Source organism: Scandinavium goeteborgense (assembly GCF_003935895.2).
Classification (GTDB): Bacteria; Pseudomonadota; Gammaproteobacteria; order Enterobacterales; family Enterobacteriaceae; genus Scandinavium; species Scandinavium goeteborgense.
The window spans coordinates 4,044,508-4,061,250 of sequence record NZ_CP054058.1; the positions used below are offsets into that span (position 1 = coordinate 4,044,508).

General features: G+C 56.6%; 17 protein-coding genes. 3 read left to right on the forward strand and 14 right to left on the reverse strand.

Annotated elements, in window-relative coordinates; genetic code table 11:
• Positions 1–18 precede the first annotated feature (18 nt).
• Together A8O29_RS20080 and A8O29_RS20085 are read right to left on the reverse strand one after the other, a co-directional pair.
• Positions 19–1,326 (reverse strand): 6-phospho-beta-glucosidase, encoded by a 1,308-nt coding sequence (locus A8O29_RS20080; protein WP_125355701.1) that lies wholly within the window; start codon positions 1,324–1,326, stop codon positions 19–21.
• Positions 1,327–1,407: 81 nt separating this feature from the next.
• Complete coding sequence (locus A8O29_RS20085; protein ID WP_110512165.1) at positions 1,408–1,716, reverse strand: PTS sugar transporter subunit IIB; 309 nt, start codon at positions 1,714–1,716, stop codon at positions 1,408–1,410.
• A gap of 257 nt (positions 1,717–1,973) precedes the next feature.
• Between A8O29_RS20085 and A8O29_RS20090 the strand changes: the two genes are divergently transcribed.
• From A8O29_RS20090 to nrdG, 3 genes are all read left to right on the forward strand, one after another.
• Complete coding sequence (locus A8O29_RS20090) at positions 1,974–2,717, forward strand: MurR/RpiR family transcriptional regulator (RefSeq protein ID WP_125355703.1); 744 nt, start codon at positions 1,974–1,976, stop codon at positions 2,715–2,717.
• Between the two features lie 228 nt (positions 2,718–2,945).
• The gene (gene nrdD / locus A8O29_RS20095; RefSeq protein ID WP_125355705.1) at positions 2,946–5,084 is read left to right on the forward strand and encodes an anaerobic ribonucleoside-triphosphate reductase; all 2,139 of its coding nucleotides are present in this window, start codon (positions 2,946–2,948) and stop codon (positions 5,082–5,084) included.
• A gap of 270 nt (positions 5,085–5,354) precedes the next feature.
• Positions 5,355–5,819, forward strand: a complete 465-nt coding sequence (gene nrdG / locus A8O29_RS20100; protein ID WP_125355707.1) for an anaerobic ribonucleoside-triphosphate reductase-activating protein — start codon at positions 5,355–5,357, stop codon at positions 5,817–5,819.
• 34 nt (positions 5,820–5,853) lie between these two features.
• Here nrdG and A8O29_RS20105 read toward each other — a convergent pair whose 3' ends face one another.
• From A8O29_RS20105 to pmbA, 12 genes are all read right to left on the reverse strand, one after another.
• Positions 5,854–7,764, reverse strand: coding sequence for a BglG family transcription antiterminator (locus A8O29_RS20105; protein ID WP_125355709.1), 1,911 nt, complete (start codon positions 7,762–7,764; stop codon positions 5,854–5,856).
• 47 nt (positions 7,765–7,811) lie between these two features.
• Positions 7,812–8,963, reverse strand: coding sequence for a lactonase family protein (locus tag A8O29_RS20110; protein WP_125355711.1), 1,152 nt, complete (start codon positions 8,961–8,963; stop codon positions 7,812–7,814).
• 158 nt (positions 8,964–9,121) lie between these two features.
• Positions 9,122–9,862 carry a 2-dehydro-3-deoxy-phosphogluconate aldolase gene (gene dagF, locus A8O29_RS20115; RefSeq protein ID WP_125354643.1) on the reverse strand — a complete coding sequence of 247 codons (741 nt, stop codon included), beginning with the start codon at positions 9,860–9,862 and terminating at the stop codon, positions 9,122–9,124.
• Complete coding sequence (locus tag A8O29_RS20120) at positions 9,859–10,977, reverse strand: DgaE family pyridoxal phosphate-dependent ammonia lyase (protein WP_110512158.1); 1,119 nt, start codon at positions 10,975–10,977, stop codon at positions 9,859–9,861. The genes dagF and A8O29_RS20120 overlap by 4 nt, the downstream gene beginning before the upstream one ends.
• A complete protein-coding gene (locus A8O29_RS20125; RefSeq protein ID WP_125354642.1) occupies positions 10,961–12,094 on the reverse strand; it encodes an amidohydrolase/deacetylase family metallohydrolase in 1,134 nt (377 codons plus the stop codon). The genes A8O29_RS20120 and A8O29_RS20125 overlap by 17 nt, the downstream gene beginning before the upstream one ends.
• A gap of 18 nt (positions 12,095–12,112) precedes the next feature.
• The gene (locus tag A8O29_RS20130) at positions 12,113–12,757 is read right to left on the reverse strand and encodes a DUF4310 family protein (protein ID WP_110512156.1); all 645 of its coding nucleotides are present in this window, start codon (positions 12,755–12,757) and stop codon (positions 12,113–12,115) included.
• A gap of 11 nt (positions 12,758–12,768) precedes the next feature.
• The gene (locus tag A8O29_RS20135; protein WP_110512155.1) at positions 12,769–13,545 is read right to left on the reverse strand and encodes a DUF4311 domain-containing protein; all 777 of its coding nucleotides are present in this window, start codon (positions 13,543–13,545) and stop codon (positions 12,769–12,771) included.
• Between the two features lie 21 nt (positions 13,546–13,566).
• Positions 13,567–13,866, reverse strand: a complete 300-nt coding sequence (locus A8O29_RS20140; RefSeq protein WP_110512154.1) for a DUF4312 family protein — start codon at positions 13,864–13,866, stop codon at positions 13,567–13,569.
• 1 nt (position 13,867) lies between these two features.
• Positions 13,868–14,230: an SFCGS family glycine-rich protein gene (locus tag A8O29_RS20145; RefSeq protein ID WP_110512153.1), complete on the reverse strand. Its 363-nt coding sequence runs from the start codon at positions 14,228–14,230 to the stop codon at positions 13,868–13,870.
• 10 nt (positions 14,231–14,240) lie between these two features.
• A complete protein-coding gene (locus A8O29_RS20150) occupies positions 14,241–14,570 on the reverse strand; it encodes a glycine dehydrogenase (protein ID WP_110512152.1) in 330 nt (109 codons plus the stop codon).
• Positions 14,571–14,884: 314 nt separating this feature from the next.
• Positions 14,885–15,268, reverse strand: a complete 384-nt coding sequence (gene cybC, locus A8O29_RS20155; protein ID WP_110512151.1) for a cytochrome b562 — start codon at positions 15,266–15,268, stop codon at positions 14,885–14,887.
• A 66-nt stretch (positions 15,269–15,334) separates the two neighbouring features.
• Complete coding sequence (gene pmbA, locus A8O29_RS20160; RefSeq protein WP_110512150.1) at positions 15,335–16,687, reverse strand: metalloprotease PmbA; 1,353 nt, start codon at positions 16,685–16,687, stop codon at positions 15,335–15,337.
• Between the last annotated feature and the right edge of the window lie 56 nt (positions 16,688–16,743).

The window sequence follows — 16,743 nt, forward strand, 5'->3', positions numbered from 1 at the left end:
TCCGTTAAAAAGCCGAACTCAGTTAAATTGTGGTAACCACTGACGATTCAGGGTTAACACTTCCTCAAGCAGCGCCTGTGCATCGGTGATGTTGCCCACCAGCGGGTTAGTCACCAGCGCCAACAGCGCACTTTCCCGACAGCCGTGAACCGCCGCCTCAATCGTTAAGTGTTCGAACGCTTTGACCTGCTGAGTGAGTCCGTTCATCGCCGGGGGCAGCGGGCCAAACGCCAGCGGCCGCGCGCCCTGCGCGTCAATAATGCTGTTGGTTTCCACCACCGCATCGTCGTCCAGGCCGTGAATCGCCCCGTTGTTACGGGTGTTCACCACCATCTCTTTGCCCAAATTGTTGTGAATCGCGTTGATCAACTCCACCGCCACTTCGGAGTAATAGGCGCCGCCGCGGAAGCTCAGCTGCTCGGGCTTTTCGTCCAGATTCGGATCGGCATACAGCGCAAACAGCTCCTGCTCGACCTTCATCACTTGCTCCGCGCGGGTGCCTTTGCTTTTCGCCGCGTCGATTTCGTCCGCCAGCATCGCCGGAGTCAGCCAGAAATAGCGATGATACGGGCACGGAATGGCTTTCAGCGCCCGCAGGAAATCGGCAGGCCACGGCAGCTCTTTGATGTTGTTCATCGACAGCGCATTGCCGTCGCACAGCATCTCAATCACTTTCGCGGTGACGTCTTGATGGTCCTGCATCACTTTGTGGATCCACACCATGTGGTTCAGCCCGGCGAAACGCAGGTTCAACGTGGCTTCGTCGGCGTTGAGCATTTTGCCAATCATGTGCTGCATGTTGATGGGCACGTTGCACAGGCCAATGATTTTCGCCTTGCTGTAGCGGCTGACCGCTTCGGTGACGATCCCCGCCGGGTTGGTGAAGTTGAGAATAAAGGCGTCAGGGGCCAGTTCTTCCACTTTCCGCGCCACCTCAAGAATCACCGGAATGGTACGCAGCGCCTTGGCGAAGCCGCCCACGCCAGTGGTTTCCTGGCCCAGCAGGTTGTATTTCAGTCCTAACCGTTCATCCTGAGCGCGCGCCGCCAGTTGCCCAACACGCAGCTGCGTCAGCACGAAATTGGCCCCACGAATCGCATCATCCAGCGTGAAATGCACGCTGACTTTGACGTGTTCGAGTCCTTTGTGTTTGAGCATTCGCTGGGTCAGCGCGGCGATAACGTCGACTTTTTCGCGCCCTGATTCCACGTCCACCAGCGCCAGTTCTGTCACCGGAAGCTGCTCGTAACGCAGGATAATCCCTTCTATCAGTTCCGGGGTGTAGCTGCTGCCGCCGCCGATCACGGCGATTTTTAAGGATTGCATGATGACCTCGTTTTCGGCACACGAAAGCCCACGCGTGAACGTGAACGCCACGCGGAAGTGCCTGTCAGGAAATAAAGGAAATTAGTGAGCGATCAGGGCCAGCGCTTTATCGAGTACCGCCGCGCCGCGCATCATGCCGTAGTCGGCCATGTCGATAACCGCGACGGCTTTACCCTGCGGCTCGGCGATAGCGGACAGGCGGGCAATTTCATATTTGACCTGTGGGCCCAGCAGCACCACATCGGCGCCCGGCAGCTCGCGTTCAAACTCAGCGACGGGCACGGCGTAGATATCCAACTCCAACGCACGCAGCTGCGCTTCGGCCTTCATTTTATTCACCAGCATGCTGGTCGACATTCCGGCGGCACAGCATAAAACGATTCGTTGCATGACTTTCCCCTTCAGTGATTCATACGGTCAATCTGGATGCGCATGACTATATTGTTAAGATTATGTAATGGTGAAGGCTATATGAAATTTATTTTCATGGATGTGATCAATGCGTAATTTTCAGCCATTATTTGCGCCTGCGAAGCGGGAAGATCACGTGAAAACGTAGGCGTCATTAGGAATTAATGGTATAAAGTGGGTTATCAATAAGTGAAAAATATTTTCAAACCGTGATTTCGCGCAAAGGGCAGAACCGGATGGATATCGTTGGTCAACTGAAGGATGGAATGAGCCGATTCAGCACCCAGGAGTCCCGGGTGGCGGCGTTTATTCTGGAAAACATGAGTTTTACCGCCAGCGCCTCGATTGACGAACTGGCGGCAAAAGCGGGCGTCAGCCCGGCGACCATCACCCGTTTTGCCCGTTCCGTAGGCTGCGACGATATCCGTGACCTGCGTAAGCAACTGGCGCAGGCCAGCGAACGCCGCTCGACCTGGGTGTCGGGCAACAGCGCCGCCCTGCCGTCCAGCTGGCGCGACCGCTTTGATAGCGTCAACCTGACCCTGACTCACCAACTGCAGCACACCAGCGAAAGCGCGGTGGATAAGCTGAAAGCGCGGCTGCAAACCGCCCGTGCCGTTCACTGTTTCGCTCTCGGCGAGCAGGACATCCCGCTCGCAACCCTGCTGCAACACCAGCTTCTGCCCCTCGGTATCGCCATCAATCTGTGCCAGGACGGCAACCTGATGCGCATGATTGCCAGCACCCTTAGCGACGATCACGTGCTGTTGGTGTTAGCCACCGGCCCGGCGGATAACCTGCTGCAAAGCGCCACGTTACAGGCCAGAATGCAGGGCGCGACTATCTTTGCCCTCACGCCGGATAACCACGCGCTGAGCAACATGGCTGCCGAAGTACTGCCGCTGGCCCCTTCCGCCCAGGCTGCGCGTTACGCGCTGCTGATGCTGGTCGATTTGCTGAACGACACCCTCATCGCGTGATCTTTCTCACAGCGTTGTTTGCACAGTGAACAACTGATTTCGCTGCTTTTTTACCCACCTCAAATTCTCCGTATTTTCACCTTCAGCCGTGTTGCCCGTCTGCTGCGCTATCCCATTTTTACTTTGTTCTGAATCAAAAAAATCGCAAACATGTTTAATGCATAGCACTACATATAGAACTTAGAATGCATCCCGACCCTATATATTGTATTAAACGATGGAGTGATCATGACACCGCATGTGATGAAACGAGACGGCTGTAAAGCGCCTTTCAACTCAGCACGCATCCAGGAAGCAATCCTGCGTGCGGCCAAAGCAGCGGGAGTCGATGACGCAGACTATTGCGCCACCGTCGCAGACGTCGTTAGTGCTCAGATGCAGGGCCGTGATCGCGTTGATATCAACGAAATCCAGACCGCGGTCGAAAACCAGCTGATGGCTGGCCCGCACAAACAGCTGGCACGCGCTTACATTGAATACCGTCACGACCGTGACGTTCAACGCGAAAAGCGTGGCCGCCTGAATCAGGAAATTCGTGGTCTGGTTGAGCAGACCAACTCCGCGCTGCTCAACGAAAACGCTAACAAAGACAGCAAAGTGATCCCGACCCAGCGCGACCTGCTGGCGGGCATCGTGGCCAAACACTACGCACGCCAGCATCTGCTGCCGTACGACGTGGTACAGGCGCACGAGCGCGGTGAAATTCACTATCACGACCTCGATTACTCACCATTCTTCCCGATGTTTAACTGCATGCTTATCGACCTCGACGGCATGCTGACTCAGGGTTTCAAGATGGGTAACGCGGAAATTGAGCCGCCAAAATCCATCTCAACGGCCACCGCCGTCACCGCACAGATTATCGCGCAGGTTGCGAGCCACATTTACGGCGGCACCACCATCAACCGTATTGATGAAGTGCTGGCCCCGTTCGTGAGCGCAAGTTTCGAGAAACACCGCAAAACCGCAGAAGAGTGGCAGATCCCGGATGCCGACGGATACGCCCATACTCGCACCGAGAAAGAGTGCTACGACGCGTTCCAGTCGCTGGAATATGAAGTCAACACGCTGCACACCGCCAACGGCCAGACGCCGTTCGTGACCTTTGGCTTTGGCCTGGGCACCAGCTGGGAATCGCGAATGATCCAGCAGTCTATTCTGCGTAATCGTATTGCTGGCCTCGGCAAAAACCGCAAAACCGCAGTGTTCCCAAAACTGGTGTTTGCGATCCGTGATGGTCTGAACCACAAAGTCGGCGACGCCAACTACGACATCAAGCAGCTGGCGCTGGAGTGTGCGAGCAAGCGTATGTATCCGGACATCCTGAACTACGACCAGGTGGTGAAAGTGACCGGTTCGTTCAAAACGCCAATGGGCTGTCGCAGCTTCCTCGGCGTGTGGGAAAACGAAAACGGCGAGCAAATCCACGAAGGCCGCAACAACATCGGCGTGATCAGCCTCAACCTGCCGCGCATTGCGCTGGAAGCCAAAGGCGACGAAGCGGCATTCTGGACATTGCTGGACGAACGTTTGCAGCTCTCCCGTAAGGCGCTGATGACCCGCATCGCCCGTCTGGAAGGCGTGAAAGCGCGCGTGGCCCCAATCCTGTATATGGAAGGTGCCTGCGGCGTGCGTCTGAACGCTGACGATGACGTATCAGAAATTTTCAAAAACGGTCGCGCATCCATTTCCCTGGGCTATATCGGCATTCACGAAACCATTAACGCGCTGTTTGGCGATTCGCACATGTACGACAGCGACGCGCTGCGCGAAAAAGGCGTGGCCATTGTGCAGCGTCTGCGTGACGCCGTGGACCAGTGGAAAGACGAAACCGGTTACGGGTTCAGCCTGTACAGCACGCCAAGTGAAAACCTGTGCGACCGCTTCTGCCGTCTCGACACCGCCGAGTTTGGCCTGGTCGACGGCGTGACCGACAAAGGGTATTACACCAACAGTTTCCACCTCGATGTGGAGAAGAAGGTTAACCCGTACGACAAGATTGATTTCGAAGCGGCCTATCCGCCTATCGCTAACGGCGGTTTCATTTGCTACGGCGAATACCCGAACATTCAGCACAACCTGAAAGCGCTGGAAGACGTGTGGGATTACAGCTATCAGCACGTGCCGTATTACGGGACCAACACGCCGATCGACGAATGCTACGAATGCGGCTTTACCGGTGAGTTCGAGTGCACCAGCAAAGGCTTCACCTGCCCGAAATGTGGTAACCACGACGCCGCGCGCGTGTCAGTGACTCGCCGCGTGTGTGGCTATCTCGGCAGCCCGGACGCACGTCCGTTCAACGCCGGGAAGCAGGAAGAAGTGAAGCGTCGCGTGAAGCATTTGGGGAATGGGCAACTGGGCTAAGCGGGCATTCAGCCACGTTTTCCCCCTCTCCCCAACCCTCTCCCTCAGGGAGAGGGAGTAAATCAAAACACGCTCCGATCTTGTTCCCTCTCCCTTTGGGAGAGGGAGTAAAAGCCTTACCTGCGACTCCACATATCGCTCCGTTTTTCGCATAGCAATGGATGTCAGAACAAGGCGGCAAACGAGAGAGTCCCGGGGAGCTTACTAAAGTCAGTGAACCGGGCGAGCGAGCGAAGCCAACGCGGTTATGGCATTCAGTGAGAAGCGAAAATGAATTATCATCAATACTACCCTGTCGACATCATCAACGGCCCCGGCACGCGCTGTACGCTGTTCGTTTCCGGCTGCGTGCATGAATGCCCTGGCTGCTACAACAAAAGTACCTGGCGGTTGAACTCCGGCCTGCCGTTTACCGATGACATGGCCGACCGCATCATCGCCGATCTGAACGATACGCGCGTCAAGCGTCAGGGAATTTCGCTGTCAGGCGGCGATCCGCTGCATCCGCAAAACGTGGCGGAAATTCTGCGATTGGTGAAACGCATTCACGCGGAATGCCCGGGGAAAGATATTTGGGTGTGGACGGGCTACAAGCTCGAAGAACTGAACGCGGAACAGTTGGAAGTGGTGAATCTCATCAATGTGCTGGTCGATGGCAAGTTTGTGCAGGACCTCAAAGACCCGGCGCTTATCTGGCGGGGCAGCAGCAATCAGGTGGTTCATCACCTGCGCTAAACAAAAAGCGGAGCTCTGGCTCCGCTTTTTTGTATCAGAACCGGCTCACGCACTCCATCGCCACGGTTTTAAACTCGCTGAAGTTTTTGCAGACACAGAGCCGCGCCATAGCGCGCTCACGCAGGAAAGTGACGAAAATATCGTAAATCGCCATCGCCTCTTCGTATTCGCTTTTGCTGATGGCGAGCAGGAAAATCACCTGCGCGGTTTCATCGCCCCAGGCAATCCCCTTCGGGGCCAGCACCGTGTAGACCACCGTTTTCTTCGCCATTAACCCCAGGGCGTGCGGCAAGGCAATGCCATCCCCGAGAATAGTGCTGACAATCGCCTCACGTTCAATGACCGAAGCGACAAAGTCGTCATCGACAAACCCTTCATCGTTCAGCTGATTGCACAGTTCAGCCAGCAGCGTTTGCTGATCGACTGGCTCGTTGATGATGCGGAAATGGCGTGCATCAAAGAACTTCTCCAGCATCCACGGGCGGGTGCGGTCCACCAGCACCAGCTTGCCGATTTGCTCCAGCTGATAGTCGGTTGGGAACGGCGACATCACTACCACCGGCTTGTCCTTCTCGGTGATACGCACCGTCGAGACCACGAAGTCTTCGCTGATGCCATCCCGCTGTTCGTAATCGCGCAGGGTGATGGTTTCGGTCATCACCAGCTGCGGGTACTTGCGTTGCAGCACCGCTTCAATCATCCGCACCATCGCATTGCCCGCATCGCACACCAGCAGCACGCGCGGCTGGCGCTGATAACCGATGTTGTAATGGCGCTCCAGCCCTACGCCGATGTGCAGCACCAGGAAACCCATTTCGTTTTCGCTGATGGTCCACGGCGTGTATTTGCTCCAGCCGGACACCGCCGCCAGGGTCATATCCCAGGCCATCGGATAGTGCTGTTTGATGTTATCGAGCAGCGGATTAGGGATCATAATCTGGTAGCGCACGCGGGTGATCATGGTCTTGATGTGGGTCAGCAGGTCCGCGTGCAGCTGCTCATCGCTGAGCATGTTGTAGTTATAGTGGCTGTTGATGTATTGCAGGATGTAGTTCACCAGCGCTTCATCGTCGTCGGCGTTAATCTGGCTCGGGGCGATGTCCTGCACCTGGCGCGCCGCAATATGCACTCGCAGCCAGTTCTCTTCCGAAGGGGCCAGCGTTTTGGCCGCCAGCTGTTGAATCGCGACGGCGATATCCCGGGCCGCATTGCGCACCGCATCATCGACATCGTCGGCGGTAAATTCCGGTAACGGATACCCCTCGCTAACGCGACGCACTGCCACTGCGCAATACAGCCGCACGAACAGTTCACCTTCGTCGGTGAGGCGAATGTGCCAGCGGCTGAACGCGTCCTGTAACACGGAGGTCAGTTGCTCAGGCACGCCCGCATTGAGCGCTTCCTGGGTCAGTAGCGGGTTGGTGCTGTCCTGCTGCGCCAGTTGCCATAGCAGGTCCGTCAGGCAGGCGCGGATGGTCATTTCACTGCCGAACAGCTTCACGCCGTGGCGAGGACGCGTCTCCAGCGTCAACTGATAACGGGCCAGCCATTCACGCACTTCTGCCATGTCGCCCTGCAAGGTGGCGCGACTGACAAACCATTCATCGGCCAAATCTTCCAGCTTCAAAGAAAAGGCCGACGTCAGAAAACGGACCATTAAATAATGCACCCGCTCGCTGCCGGTTCGCGGAATACGCAACAGGCGCGGACGGGAATCCTGCAAAGACTGGAACAGCGTCGGGTCATCCACACGCAGCTGATAACCGTTACCCCGGCTCAGCACAAACTGTGCGCCGTGTTGAATCAGCAGGGCATTGAGCGCGGTGATATCTGCCCGAACCGTACGCGTAGAAACGGATAACCGCTGGGCGAGCTCGTCCTGCGGCAGCGTTTCGTTTTGCAACATATCAAACAGTTGCGCTAAGCGTTGGTTCGGGAATCGCACTCGGGTGTCCTCTCTTCAAAACGGGCGATGGTCGCCCGACGTCCAGCTTAATTTTTGGGTGATATCACCATTTGCGATGGGCTGCCTACCGCGGTATAGCCTGGCTCGAAGGTCAATTTGCCGGTGTGCGGCGCGACCTTGAAGCGGGTGATGTTGTCACTGCGCTGGTTCATGACGTAAAGCCACTGGCCTTTCGGGTCCAGCGTAACGGTGCGCGGGTAATCCCCACGGGTCCACACATCATCCTGATGAATGAGCTCACCGTCGGCGGATACCGTAAAGTGTGCGACGCTGTTATGCAAACGATTGGCGACATATAACTGTTTCCCATCGTGACTCAGCGTCAAACCGGCCGCAAAATTGGTGCCTTTATAGTCTTTTGGCAGCGACGAGACGGTTTTGCCTTCGGTCAGCGTGCCCTTCGCCGGATCGAGACGGTAGTGGGTCAGCGTCGAAGCTTCTTCGTTGATTAACCATAGCCCATCGCCCTTCGGCGTGAAGACAAAGTGCCGTGGCCCGGCACCTTTGGAAGACGCAGCAATAAACGGCGGCGTGTTCGGCGTCAGCTTGCCGGTGGCATCATCAAGCTGATACTGGTAGATCCGGTCGAGACCCAGATCGGTGGAGAAGACGTATTTCCCCTGCGGATCGGCGGCGATCATGTGCGCGTGCGGTCCGTTATGATCGCTGGCGGCAAAGCTCCCTTCAACGGCGGCTTCCGGTTTGCTCGCGCCCGCCGGGCCTTCATCCTGATGGGTGTCCGTGGCCTCACCGAGGCTGCCGTCTTCTTTCACCGGCAGTACCGCGATCGTGCCGCTGACGTAGTTGGCTACCAGCAGGTGGCGACCGTTCGGCGTCAGGGACAGATACACCGGGCCCGCGCCGCCGGAAGAGACCTGATTCAGCTCGGTCAGACTGCCGTCGTCAGCCACTTTCCAGGCCTGCACCACACCTTTTTCCGCTTCACTGGCGGCGTACAGCGTTTTGCCGTCGTGAGAGACGGTCAGCTGTGCGGCGTTGGGTAAGGCGCTGACCAGAGTTTTATCGTGCAGGTCGCCGGTGGCAGGATCGACCGCAAAACGGTACAGGCCTTCGCCGTTCGGGTTATAGGTGCCGACCCAGGCGAATTGTGCCTGTGCGTTGGCGGCGGAAGCGAGAAGTGAGAATGAAGCGACAAGCAGATGGCGTGCGGACAGCATGGGAACTCCTTGACGGTTGTGATGTGTGGTGCGGTCTGATGCCCTCTCCCCGCCCCTCTCCCACAGGGAGAGGGAGAAAAAAATCCCCCTTTCCCTGTGAGACAGGGAGAAAGAAAATCCCCTCTCCCTGTGGGAGAGGGTTAGGGAGAGGGGATAAATTACCCTACCAGCTTTTTCGTCATCTCCAGCAATGTGCGCACATCCGCCGGGCGGGTGTTGCCGCTGTCTTTGTCGATGATCGAACTGTAAATGTGTGGGATCACTTTTTTGACGCCCGCATCGAGGGCTATCTTAAGGATTTCGCTGTAATTTTCCAGATCGATACCGCCGGTCGGTTCCAGCCAGAAATCGTGGCGGGCGCAGGCTTCGGCCACAACCTGATATTCATCACGACACTTCAGGCCACCCATCGGGAAGTATTTGATGGAGCTACAGCCCATGTCTTTCAGCAGCGCAATCGCGGTATCCACCGGCACAATGCCGTCCTGCTCTTTGCTGCTCAATGGACCGGTGGAGATTTTGACCATGCCCGGCGTACCGGTTGGCGACACCAGACCGTTAACCACGGTCTCATTCTGCCCCAACAGCGCGCGACTGGTTGCCACGCCGGTGAACACCTGGTTCACGTGCTGCGGCTGCACTTCGCGGGAAATCTGGCTTACCATTTCGGACTGGTTCGGATCACCCGCGCCAAGGCCGACGGACAGCGCGTTATCAATCAACGCCGCGTATTCACGCATATCAGCAACCGCGGTCGCGACGTCCGGATAATTTTTGGAGAGCACGCCGACCAGCACATGGCCTTCAGCGGCCTCGTAGACTTCGCTGGCGTTGGCTTTCGACCCGGCCAGAACATTCAGACAGACACGGTCACGGTAAAAATTCGGGGTCAGTTTCATGCGTTTTTCTCCTTGTTCAGCACCTGCGCAATGCGGCGTGCCACGATATCCAACTGCTGTGCGTTTACGCTGCGCACATCGGCTTCAATAATGCCTTCGTTAGCTTTGTAGCCGCGGAAGTAGATAGCGTATTCGCCTTTTTTCAGCTCGGCGACCAGGTCACCGGTGGCAATCTGGGTCACGGCTTCATCAAATTTAATTTCGCTTCGGGCGATGTCACGACCCGCGGCATCCCACACCACGCGGGCGGTCACGCCGTTCAGCGCGTTGAGTGCGGCGATAAATGGTGTCATTTTTTCCACCATCTGCGCGCCGCTCTCTTTTTCCGCCGTAAGGTAATGTTCGATGGCGCAGGTCAGGCCGAGAATGCCTTCTTTACCCACTTTCATCGCGCGGCCAATGCCCGCCGTCTGGCGTTTGACCCACTCGACGTACTGCGTTTTACCGATGACCAGACCGCTGGTCGGCCCTTCAATCGCTTTCGCGCCGCTGTAAATCACGAGGTCTGCGCCGGCACGGTAGTAACACTGCAAATCTTCTTCGGCGGCGGCATCGACAATCAGCGGCAGGTTGTGCTTACGCGCCACCACAACCGCCTGCTCGACGCTGAGCATGCTTTTCTGTACGCAGTGGTGAGATTTGATATAGAGGATGGCCGCGGTGCGTGGGGTAATGGCTGCCGCCAGCTGATCGGCGGAACATTCGTTGGCGTAACCCGCTTCGACCATTTTGCCGCCGCCCAGCGCAATCATGGTGCTGACCGGTGCGCCAAAGTTGACGTTATGGCCGCGCGGCAGAACGATTTCGTTATTCTCAACCGGCGTGTTGTGCAGGTTTTCCAGCAGCCAGTCGCTGTCTTTCACCAGCACGCCAGCGATGGACTGCGCGATGCCGGCGGAGGCGCAGGAAACCACCGTCGCGCCTTCTACGTCCAGTAACTTCGCGATGTACTCGCCGGTTTTGTTCACCAGATCTTTCATTTCGAAGTAGTGATTCATGCCGGTCAGGACCGCCTCAACCACTTCCGGGCGCGGGGTCGATACACCGAGCGCCGTCATGCGGCCTGAGGCGTTAATAACCTGTTTCAGCTGATATTTTTCATAAATCGAAGACATGTTCTGCACTCCCTTGTTCGGTCAGATAGCCCTTACCTGCACGGATTGCGGCCAGCGGCACCAGATCCTGGTCCGCCTGCAGGGCGTTGTTTTCGGCATCCACCAGCGTGACCGGCTGGTGTTTCAGGGTGAATACGGTGAGGTCGGCGTCGAAGCCTACCGCCAGTTGGCCTTTATTCTTCAGGCGAATCGCCTCGGCGGCGTTGACGGTCACACAGTCGATCACCTGCGGCAGCGACATCCCGATGGCGAGGAATTTCGCCATCACACGCGCCAGGGAATGGACCGGCCCGCTGATGCGGTTGCGACAGTAAATGTCAGAGCTGATAGTGTGCGGCAGAATGCCCATCGCAATCGCCTGTTTGGCGACGTCGAAACTGAAGCTGGCGGTGCCGTGGCCCACGTCCAGCTTGATGCCGCGTTTCAGGGCACCGGAAACCGAGGCACGCAGCTCGCCCGACGGGGTAAGAATGCGGTTCGGTTTGCCGTTGTAGCAGTGGGTAATGATGTCGCCGGAGGTCAGCAGTTCAGTGATTTCATCGAGGTTCGGCGGGTTATTGCCGATATGCACCATCAGCGGCAGGTCGCCGTTCGCTTTCTGAATGTCTTTCGCTTTTTCGAGCGGCGTGATGCCGTTTTCACCGACCACGCTGCTGCTCATGCGCGCCTTCAGGCCAACGATGAAATTCGGGTGGCGCTGGATGGCGGCCGACGCGGCGTCGGCATCAATGTTCGCCATGTTGGCTAATTCGTTCTGCGCGATAAGGCCCACGCGGGAGATGTTCAGCAGCGCATACACGTCAGTGGCACAAGCGCGAGTCAGTTCGTGGAAGGTATCCACGTCGTCGGCCCCGGTGCTGCCTGCGTCAATAACGGTGGTGACGCCGGTCGCCACGCCTACGCTGTCCGGCTCATCGTTGTAAATGGGCGATTTCGGGTAGCAGTGAACGTGTAAATCAATCCAGCCCGCGCTGACGTAATGCTCGCCGTTGAGAGAGACGACTTTCGTCGCCTCACCGTTAATCTCGCCCAGCGCTGCAATCTTGCCGTCTTTGATGGCGATATCCGTTACCGTATCGTCAACCAGTCGTGCGCGCTTTAGCAGTAAATCAAACATCGCTTTCTCCTTGCAGACTTAGCCGATCGCGACCGGGAAGATGGAACCGAGGATCATCGCCCCGAGGATAGCGCCACCGGTAATCGGCTTCTGCCAGATGTAGAACAGTAACGCGCCGACCAGAGAGCCAATCCCGATGGGAATGGAGGCGGTCATCGCGCTGAGGATAATCAATGGACCGAGGAAGCGGCCAGAGGCGTTACCCGCGCCCATCATCACGTCGGCCCCGTAGGTGGAGTCGCTCTGATTGATGGTGAACTTACGCGCCAGGACAATCAGGTAGCCAATCGCCACACCGATAATCAGGCCCGTCGCCAGTGACGCGGCGAAGTTAGCTACCGGGAAGACGATGCCTGCGCCTAACAGCAGCGCCGGAACGCCAAGGCCAACGCCGGTCTGGATGGCGCCGCCGATGTCCAGGATCCCAACCAGCGACCCTTCAATGATTCGGGCAAACAGGAAGCTCGCACCAAACGCGGCCACCGCGCCGTATACGCCGGTATCAATGCCCGATTTCAACATCGCCACGAAGGCCACTTCGTTGAACGCACCGATGCCATACAGGTAGTACATGTGTGTCCCGGCGAACACGCCGGAGGAAAGCAGGCCGACAAAGATCGGGAATGACCAGTCCGCGTACCAAAAACCTTTATTCTGTTCCATGCGTTATCCCCTTATTTCCCGCTCATGGCGTTGTGCAGCAGATCCAGCCAGTTCGGCACCGTCATGTGGAAGGACTCAATCATTTTCATGTCGAAACCACGGAAGAAGGCACTCAGCACGAACAGGGTCACAATCGCACCCATCATCACTTTAGTGACACGATGCCAGCCGCTCTCTTCAACGCCTTTACCAATCAGGATACCCAGCACCAGGCCAGGGACGGCGTTACCCATAATCAGCTGCGCAGCGCCGCCGAAAATCGTCGCCCAGAAGCCCGATTTTTTACCGGCATCAATCGCCGCCAGCCAGAAGATGACCGGCATGATGATGTTCACCAGCAGGTTGGCCGCAGGAACCAGCACTTTCACCGCCGTAACCTGCAAGGCTTCAGGCACCGCAGACGCCGTGGAGTTAAGGAACGCCACCACTACCATGCCGATCAGACCACAAGCGATCGCCATTTTTTTCGGGTCGTGCAGGGTTTCTGCCACATTGCGGTTTTTGACCATCAGCGCGGCGGCACCCCAGTTCGGGATGATGCGGTGGTCAACGTCCTGAGTGAAGGCCCCCGCCGCCACTGAGGATGCCCAGGCGTTAAAGAAGAAGCCCAGACCAAAAGAGAAGTGGGAAGCCGGGTCACCTTCGCAGGAGTTCAGCTCGCCCAACGTACGAAAAGCGCCCATCCCTTGTGTGGTGGGCGCATGAAACATGCGTGCAGCTCCGGCACCCACACCGACGCCGACCAGGCCGCCAATGATGAGTGATTTAAAGAGAATAATCAGGAACATGAGTCTGTCCTTTTCTAATGGTTATGTTGTCGTGACGAAATCTACTTTGTCGAGATTTAACGCTGTCACGTTGACGGTGACATCCAGCTCAACGCTGAAGGTGCGTCGCTCCCGGCGCAGAAAGATGAACAAAAATGCCTCTTTCCGGACCGATTCCTGCGCATGAACAACCGCCACGTCCTGTGGTTCGATGCGCAGTAAAATGTGCGGTGACGCTTTCATCACCGTACCCTGTACCTGGTTGAGAGCATCGGCAAAGGCGCGTGATTTGGCCTCGCCTTTGCCCTTGACCCTCACCGTGGTGGTGAATTGTTCTTTCATCTTATGCGCCGTATTTCTTCTGCCAGGCCAGCACCAAACGCTCGCCCAACTCTTCTTTATCCATAAAGCCGAAGCCCAGTACGTTCGCGCCTTCGTTGATTGCGGTGACGCCTTCATCCACTGAACGCATGCCGTATTTTGCTTTGTAGCCGTGCTTGGTCTGCGCGGTAATGGCACCTGCGCCACCGCTGCCGCAGAAGGAGATGCCGAAGGTGGCATTTTCTGCTTTCATCACGTCGCCCAGTTTCATATCAGCAGCAACGCCCGGCACGACTACCGCACGGCCACCAGCCTTTTCCACACCTGCTGCAACTTTCTGACCTTTGCCCAGACGATCGCCAATCACTACGGTAATTTGTGTCATGTTTTGCTCCTTAAAGGTTTTCTTTCGCCACTTCGAAGTGCACCGACAACAGCCAGGCTTCTTCATCCGGAAGGTTGCCGAACTGCGCTACCACTTCACGGGCAAGCGACATTGAATCGGGTGAAATTTCTTCAAACAGGCTGGCTTCTACTTCTGGCAGCGGCTCGCCGGTGATTGACCGGTGTGCCATCGCACGGACATGAGATGTCAGCATTTGCTCCTGGACGGCGTTCGGGATGATGCCATGACCTTTCAGCAGGCTGTAAACCTGGCTCAGCATGCGTGTCGCAAGCTCTTCTGTCTGACTCCCAACGTCGGTAATGACTGCTCCGTTGTTCACTCTTATGACCCCGTTTGTTGCGTCTGAGTTAAAACTAACGTGGGCGGTGTTGGGTTTGTAGCGAGTTGTTTTCCACTTCAAAGTGGAAAGGGGAGAGGCGGGAGTGATCTGTCCCACATAATTTCGATGAATACGGATTAAATGCTAGATAAGCGTGATGAATGTCACGAGAAACGGCTGAAAAGAGAGCAGAAAGAAGTGGCAATGCTTTGCGAGCGTTCTCGTAAAACTGTGATGTCGATAAGCTTTTACGATGACGATGAAGGAGAATAACGGAGGGTGCTTGAGGCTTTTTGTCTCAGGCACCCTTCTTCTTAACGGTATTTCTTGTGGTAGGTGTTGCGTGTTCCGGCGAGATCGAGGGCTACGCCCTGCGCTTCCTTGATTTTGCCTTCGTTGGCAAGCTTGGTGGCGCTGTCAATCTGGCCAATCAGAATATCAAAACCGTGGCGGTAATCTTTCATTTCCGCGCTGTCTGCTGCTTTGTCTTCCAGCTTCGGTGGCGTTTGCTTCTGTGCATCGAGCGCCGCAGTACGCATTTTGCCGAGAGCGTCTTTCATCGCCGCGGCATCATCGGTTTTCTGCACGACTTTCAGGTTTTCGGACAGCGTGTCCATGTCGTCGCCCAGGTCGGCAAACGCCGGGGCAGCGCTCATCAGCGCCGTGACGGCCAATAAAGCCAGTACTTTTTTACGCATTGCTCACTTCCTTTTTTATTATTTAACAGGCGTGGCGCGGCAGGTCGCGCCAACATGAGAACACTATTATTGACCGGCGATTTTCATTTCCGGCAGCAGGACGGAACCGCACTGAATGTTGCTACGCGTTTCGATATCGTCGGCCACGGTCACGATATTACGCCACATATCTTTCAGGTTTCCGGCGATGGTGATTTCACTCACTGGATACTGGATTTCACCGTTTTCAACCCAGAAGCCGGATGCGCCGCGGGAGTAATCGCCCGTTACGCCACTCACACCCTGCCCCATCAATTCGGTGACGACAAGGCCGGTGCCCATCTCTTTAAGCAACTTTTCAAAGCTCAGACCCTGACCCTGAATGCGCCAGTTATGAATGCCGCCAGCATGACCGGTGCTTTTCAGTCCCAGTTTGCGGGCGGAGTAGTTGGTCAGCAGCCACTGCGTCAGGATGCCGTCTTTAATGATGTCGCGACGTTCGGTACGCACGCCTTCGCTGTCGAACGGCGTCGATGCCAGGCCTTTCAGCAGATGTGGGTGCTCTTCGATGGTCAGCCATTCCGGCAGAATTTGCTGGCCGAGTGAGTCCAACAGGAACGTCGATTTGCGGTATACCGCGCCACCGGCAATCGCGCCGACCAGATGACCAAACAGCCCGGTTGCCACTTCATTGGCAAAAATCACCGGCGCTTTCATGGTCGACAGTTTACGCGGCGACAGGCGAGACAGCGTGCGTCGCGCACAGTCTTCGCCGACAGATTCCGGATCGAGCAGGTCGCCCATCGCGCGGCCAATGGTGTACGCGTAGTCGCGTTCCATGTCGCCATTTTCTTCGGCGATAACGCAGCTCGAGAGTGAATGTCGGGTAGAGCAATAGCTCTGTAACATGCCGTGGCTGTTGCCGAACACTTTCACGCCGTAGTGGCTGTTGAAGCTGCCGCCTTCGGTATTGGTGATGCGTTTGTCTGCCTTCAACGCCGCTTGTTCAGCGCGCGCGGCCAGCTCAATGGCTTCGTCCGGCGTCACTTCTGCCGGGTGGAACAGGTCGAGATCCGGCGCGTCAAAGGCCAGTAACTCTTTTTCCGCCACGCCCGCGTACGGGTCCGGCGAGGTATAACGTGCGATATCCAGTGCGGCCTGCACGGTACGCGCGACGGCGTCCGGGCTTAAATCCGTGGTGGACGCGCTGCCTTTGCGATTCTGATGGTAAACCGTAATCCCCAGGGCGCCGTCGCTGTTAAATTCGACGTTTTCCACTTCGCCGTAGCGCGTGCTGACGCTGATCCCGGTCGATTTACTGACTCCGACCTCTGCACTATCAGACTTGCCTGCCGCCAGCTCGAGTGCGGTGGAGACGGCTTTTTCCAGTGCTTTACGCTGTTCTGCAACCTGTGTGATTACTTTCATCGCTAATGCCATAATGTAGAAAGGAGTTTATTGAAGTCTAACAGAGAACCGTTTTTCAGTGCGCTCCT